This window comes from Aquabacterium sp. UBA2148, assembly GCF_002328915.1.
Lineage (GTDB): Bacteria > Pseudomonadota > Gammaproteobacteria > Burkholderiales > Burkholderiaceae_C > Aquabacterium > Aquabacterium parvum.
In genome coordinates this window covers 940-6,982 of the sequence record NZ_DCXA01000058.1, presented here as the reverse complement: position 1 = coordinate 6,982, position 6,043 = coordinate 940, and the positions used below count along the sequence as shown (strand labels likewise).

At 67.7% G+C, this 6,043-nt stretch carries 3 protein-coding genes; 1 reads left to right on the top strand and 2 read right to left on the bottom strand.

Annotated elements, in window-relative coordinates:
• Together B2W70_RS03280 and B2W70_RS03275 are read right to left on the bottom strand one after the other, a co-directional pair.
• Window positions 1-823: DMT family transporter (locus B2W70_RS03280; RefSeq protein WP_286742813.1), on the bottom strand; the 823-nt coding region annotated here is incomplete at its 3' end.
• Window positions 824-905: 82 nt separating this feature from the next.
• Entirely contained in the window at window positions 906-3,230 is a 2,325-nt protein-coding gene (locus B2W70_RS03275; protein ID WP_286742811.1) for an NADP-dependent malic enzyme, read from the bottom strand.
• A 199-nt stretch (window positions 3,231-3,429) separates the two neighbouring features.
• Between B2W70_RS03275 and B2W70_RS03270 the strand changes: the two genes are divergently transcribed.
• A complete protein-coding gene (locus B2W70_RS03270) occupies window positions 3,430-5,868 on the top strand; it encodes a putative bifunctional diguanylate cyclase/phosphodiesterase (RefSeq protein ID WP_286742809.1) in 2,439 nt (812 codons plus the stop codon).
• Window positions 5,869-6,043 lie beyond the last annotated feature (175 nt).

Here is a 6,043-nt window from a genome sequence, read left to right as displayed (position 1 = left end):
CGTCGAGCAGGGGCACGGCGCCCAGGCCGGCCAGCACCGGCACCAGGGCCACGAGCGCGCCCATGCGCTCGGCCCCCAGGATGGACACCGCCTTGAGGAACAGGATCATGGCCACGATGGTCGGGCCGATGCCCTGGTAGAGCGCCTGCAGCCACAGCATCGAAGCGGGCACCTGGTCCAGCCCCTTGGGCAGCCACAACAGGTAAACCGGCAGGTAGACCAGCGCCGAGGCGATGGCCACGAAACGGGTCAGCAGCCAAGGGTCGTACACCCACTTCTTGACCAGCACGCTGTAGGCCGCCCAGGCCACCGACGCGGTGAGCAGCAGCGCGTCACCCGGCAGGGTGGAGGGGCCATGCCCCAGCCCCGCGATGACCGGCACGGCCACGCACACCACGCCGAGTGCGATCGGCAACAAGGCCAGCACGCGCTGACGCGGCGGGCGCGTGCCCAGGATGGCCCACGCCAGCGCCGTCACCAGGAAGGGTTGCATGCCGGGCATCAAGATGCCGCCGTGTGCGGCCGGTGCGAGCTTGAAGCCCGCGTAGGCCAGCACCAGAAAGAGCAAGCCACCGATCAGCGCCAGCGTCCACAAGCGTCGGTCGCGCCAGGTGCCTGCGGGCAGCTTCAGTGAAAACGGCAGCAGGATCAACGCCGCCGTGCCCAGCCGCAGCGCGACGATGTCCCAGCCGGTGAGGGCGCTCTTGCCACCCAGCCGCGAGATCAGGATGAAGCCCGCCCAGATGGCCACGGTGCCGAGTGCGGCGGCGTAGCCGAGCCCGAGGTTGGAGGTCGAAGAGGGCGTGGCGGCGGACTGGCTCATCGCGGCAGTCTATGTGCTGCACCGATGTTGTGCAGGGAGTGCCCCGGGCAACCTCACGGCGCCCGAGGCTTCGCGGCCCGACTCAGCGAGCCTGGGCCGGCGTGCCATGGCCCACGGCCACGGCGGTCATGTTGACGATGCGGCGCACGGTGGCCGAAGGCGTCAGGATGTGCACCGGTGCGGCCGCGCCCATCAGGATCGGGCCCACCGTCACGCCGTTGCCGCCGGTCATCTTCAGCACGTTGAAGAGGATGTTGGCCGCGTCCAGGTTCGGGCAGATCAGGATATTGGCCGTGCCGTCCAGCGTGCTGTCGGGCAGCAACTTGTGGCGCACCGATTCGCTCAAGGCGGCGTCGCCCTGCATCTCGCCATCGGCGGGGATGTGGGGCATGCGCTGCACGAAGATGTCGCGCGCCTGGCGCATCTTCTTGGCCGAAGGCCGGTTGCTCGAGCCGAACATCGAGTGCGACAGGAAGGCCACGCGCGGTGGCAGGCCGAAGCGCTGCACCTCTTCGACCGCCATCATGGCGATGTCGGCGAGCTGCTCGGCCGTCGGGTCTTCGTTGACGAAGGTGTCGGCGATGAACAGGTTGTGCTGCTCCAGGATCAGCGCGTTCAGCGCGGCCAGGCCATGCGCGCCTTCGCGCACGCCGATGACGTCGCGGATGTGTTCGAGGTGGAAGTCGTAGCGCCCGATGACGCCGCAGATCATGCCGTCGGCGTCGCCCATCTTGACCAGCAAGGTCGCGATCAGCGAGTTCGAGCGGCGCACCACCACCTTGGCCAGGTCGGGGCTGATGCCGTCACGCGCGCGCAGCTTGTGATAGGCCTCGTAGTACTGCTTGAAGCGGTCGTCCTTGCCGGGGTTGACGATCTCGCAGTTCACGCCCGGCTGCAGGCGCAGGCCGGCGCGCTCGATGCGCGTGGTGATCACGTCGGGGCGCCCGACCAGCAGGGGGAATGCCAGCTCTTCATCGACGGCCACCTGGGCGGCGCGCAGCACGCGGTCGTCTTCGCCTTCGGCGTAGGCGATGCGCTTGCGCTGCGGCGCGGCCTTGGCGCCGATGAACAGCGGGCGCATGAACAGGCCTGTGTTCGAGACGAACTGCGACAGCGAGTCGCGGTAGGCCTGGAGGTCGGCGATGGGGCGCGTGGCCACGCCCGAGGCGGCAGCGGCTTCGGCCACGGCCGGCGCGATGCGCAAAATCAGGCGCGAATCAAACGGCGTGGGGATCAGGTAGTCGGGGCCGAAGCGCAGCTCGCGACCCGGGTAGGCAGCGGCCACTTCGTCCGAGATCTCGGCCTTGGCCAGGTCGGCGATCTGGCGCACGCAGGCCAGCTTCATGGCCTCGGTGATCTTGGTGGCGCCGCAGTCCAGCGCGCCACGGAAGATGTAGGGGAAGCACAGGACGTTGTTGACCTGGTTCGGGTAGTCCGAGCGGCCGGTGGCGATGATGCAGTCCGGGCGCGCGGCCTTGGCGATCTCGGGGCGAATTTCCGGCTCGGGGTTGGCCAGCGCCAGGATGATGGGCTGCTTGCCCATGGTCTTGACCATCTCGGCCGTGACCACGCCGGCTGTGGAGCAGCCCATGAACACGTCCGCGCCTTCCATCACGTCGGCCAGCGTGCGCGCCGAGGTGACTTGGCAGAAGCGCTGCTTGGACTCGTCGAGCTTGCCCGCCAGCGCGTCGGCGCGCTCGCTCTGGATCACGCCCTTGGAGTCACACACGAAGATGTTTTCGCGCTTGAGCCCCAGGCCCACCATCACTTCCAGGCAGGCGATCGCCGCCGCGCCCGCGCCCGAGACCGCCATCTTGACCTGGGCGATGTCCTTGCCCACCAGCTCCAGGCCGTTGAGCAGCGCAGCGCTGGAGATGATGGCCGTGCCGTGCTGGTCGTCGTGGAACACCGGGATGTTCATGCGTTTGGACAGCTCGCGCTCGATGTAGAAGCACTCGGGCGCCTTGATGTCCTCGAGGTTGATGCCGCCCAGGGTCGGCTCCAGCGAGGCGATGATGTCGATCAGCTTGTCCGGGTCGCGTTCGGCCAGCTCGATGTCGAAGACGTCGATGCCGGCGAATTTCTTGAACAGGCAGCCCTTGCCTTCCATGACCGGCTTGGAGGCCAGCGGGCCGATGTCGCCCAGGCCCAGCACCGCGGTGCCGTTGGTGACCACGGCCACCAGGTTGCCGCGCGAGGTGTACTCGGCCGCCAGGGTCGGGTCCTGCTCGATCGCCAGGCAAGGGTAGGCCACGCCGGGCGAGTAGGCCAGCGACAGGTCGCGCTGGTTGGTCAGGGGCTTGGTCGGGTTCACGGCCACCTTGCCGCGGCTGGGCAGGCGGTGGTATTCCAGGGCCGCGTCGCGCAAAGAGCGTTCGGCGTCAGACAGGTTTTTGTCGGAATTCATGACAGCATCGCAATGCAGGGAGCCGGAGATGGTACGCCATCCGCTGGCCCTGGCCTGAGGTGGATCTGGCACCGCTTCGTATCCACATTCGGTGTGCCATGCGACCGAAAGCCCGGTCTGTGTGGGGCCCAGCCTGGGGCTTCGGTCAAGTTTCACCTCTGCGAGCCGATCTCATGAGCAGCCACAGCTTTACCCAGCCATGACAGGGATGTCCACCACCCAGCAATCCTGGTCGACCCAATGGAAGTCGCGCATCGAGCACTGGATGCTGGATGCCATGCCCGGCGAGGCCCTTGACGGCCCTCTGGCCCGGTATTTCCGTGCGCGCCAGGTTTTGGCGCTGCTGAGCATCATGCCTTTCGTGTCGGTGGGCAACGCCATCAACACCCTGGTCATCTGCAGCGTCTTCTGGGACTCGCTGCCGCATGTCTGGCTGGTGGTCTGGGGGCTGACCGTGTCCCTGACGCTGCCGATCGCCATTTTCTGGTGGCGTCAGCTGATCACGTCCGGTCACCGGCCAGTGGCCATGCCGGGGGCCACCCGCACCCTGGTGGCCCATGTCATCGCCTACGGTGCGCTGTGGTCGGTCATGCCGGTCATCGTCTTTCCCCAGGCCAGCCATGCCGAGGCCCTGTTGATCGCCACCGTGGTGGTCGGCATGATCTGCAGCGGCGCTTTCATGCTCAGCCCCACTTTGCTGGCGGCCTGGGCTTACGTGGCCACGCTGGGGGTGGGCAGCATCATCGGCTTGCTGAGCTCGACCTACGCCACCAGCGCTTCCTTGATGGTGCTGCTGGTGGTCTACACCCTGGTGATGTCGGGTGTGATCTTTGCCAACGCGCGCACCTTCATGAGCCGCCTGCGCGCCGATGCCGAAACCGATCGCCAGAAGCAGCTGATCGACCTGTTGCTCAGGGACTTCGAGGAGCATGCCTCCGATTGGCTGTGGGAGATTTCCGCCACCGGCCACCTGCGCCACGTCTCGGCTCGCCTGGCGGAGTCGTTCGGCATGTCTCAGCGGCAGTTGCAGCAACAGCCCTTCCTGGAGCTGCTGGCCTCGCTGCTGCCGAAACACGACGCTGCGGCACGCGAGTCGCTGGCCAGCCTGACCACCTCCATCCGCATGGGGCAGCCCTTCCGTGACCTGGAGCTGCCCGTGTCGGTGGGGCCGCATTTGCACTGGTGGGCGCTGTCGGCCAAGCCCTTGTTCGACGACCGAGGGCGTGCCGCCGGCTGGCGTGGCGTGGGCTCGGACATCACCCAGACCCGCCTGGCCCGCGAGGAGCTCGCCCGCCTGGCCAACCAGGACTCGCTCACCGGCCTGGCCAACCGCCACCGCTTCAGCACCGAGCTGGGACGCCTGGGCGCGGGGCAGGAGGGTGCGCAGCGGCCGTGTGCCTTGCTGTTCATCGACCTGGACAACTTCAAGAACATCAACGACACCTTCGGCCACGGCGTGGGCGACCAGCTGCTGCGCAAGGTGGGCGCCCGCTTGAAGACCTGCGTGGTCGACGGTGACCTGCTGGCCCGCCTGGGGGGCGACGAATTTGCCTTGCTCACCTGGCGCTATGCCGATGAGGCCGAGGCCGCCGCCCTGGCCGAGCGCCTGCTGGTGCTGCTGGCCGAGCCCTACCAATGCGACAACGTGATGCTGGAGTCGCGCACCAGCATCGGCGTGGCCCTGGCACCGCGAGACGGGGCCGACCCACAGTCGCTGCTGCAGTGCGCCGACCTGGCGCTGTATGCGGCCAAGGCGGCCGGTCGCAACACCTATCGCTTTTTTGACCTGCCCATGGCCGAGACCGCCCGCTCGCGGGTGCGCCTGCAGCAGGAGCTTGGCCTGGCCCTGGCTGCCGAGCAGTTCACCCTGCATTTCCAGCCGCAGGTTCACCTGCAGACCGGCGCCGTCATCGGTTTCGAGGCCCTGGTGCGCTGGCAGCACTCCGAGCGTGGCCTCATCAGCCCGGGCGAGTTCATCCCCGTGGCCGAAGAAACCGGCCAGATCGTCAACCTGGGCACCTGGGTGCTGCGCGAGGCCTGTCGCATCGCCACCCAGTGGCCGGGCGAGTTGCGCGTGGCCGTCAACCTCTCGGCGGTGCAGTTCCGCAGCTCATCGCTGATCGACCTGGTCGACGAGGTGCTGCAACAGACCGGTCTGGCGCCCGAGCGCCTGGAGCTGGAGATCACCGAATCGGCCCTGATCGAGGACCACGATGGGGCCCAGGCCACCCTGTCGGCCCTGCGCAGCCGCGGGGTGCGGGTGGCCATGGACGATTTCGGCACCGGTTACTCGTCGCTGGCCTACCTGCGGCGCTTCCCGCTGGACAAGCTCAAGATCGACGGCATGTTCGTGCGCTCGCTCGACAGCGACGAGGACGCCCAGGCCGTGGTGACGGCCATCATCAGCCTGGCCCGGGCCTTGCATCTGGACACCACTGCCGAAGGCATCGAGACCGAGGAGCAGCTGGTGATGTTGCGCGCCCTGGGGTGCGATGACATCCAGGGCTACTTCATCGCCCGCCCGATGCCGGCCGCGTCGGTGGCCGACTACCTGTCCCGCACACAGGGGGGGCAGGAGAAGGGAACCCGGACGGCCATTGGCGATCCATCACCAGGCTCGGGTGTCGCGGCGCGGTGATACATTGGCGCCGCCGGTGGCCTTCGGGCGAGTCCGGCTTCAGGATTTTTCAAGACAAGGATCGTGCACATGATTTGGATGCGTGACATGCTCAAGGGAGCAATGGTCGCCTTGATGGCCCTTTCTGGCGCTGCCGCCCTGGCGCAGGCCCCGGCATCGGCATCGGCATCGGCAT

Excerpts from the sequence above, each read along its gene's own strand:
- B2W70_RS03275 (WP_286742811.1), bottom strand. The coding sequence starts at position 3,230 with ATGAATTCCGACAAAAACCTGTCTGACGCCGAACGCTCTTTGCGCGAC.
- B2W70_RS03270 (WP_286742809.1), top strand. The coding sequence starts at position 3,430 with ATGACAGGGATGTCCACCACCCAGCAATCCTGGTCGACCCAATGGAAG.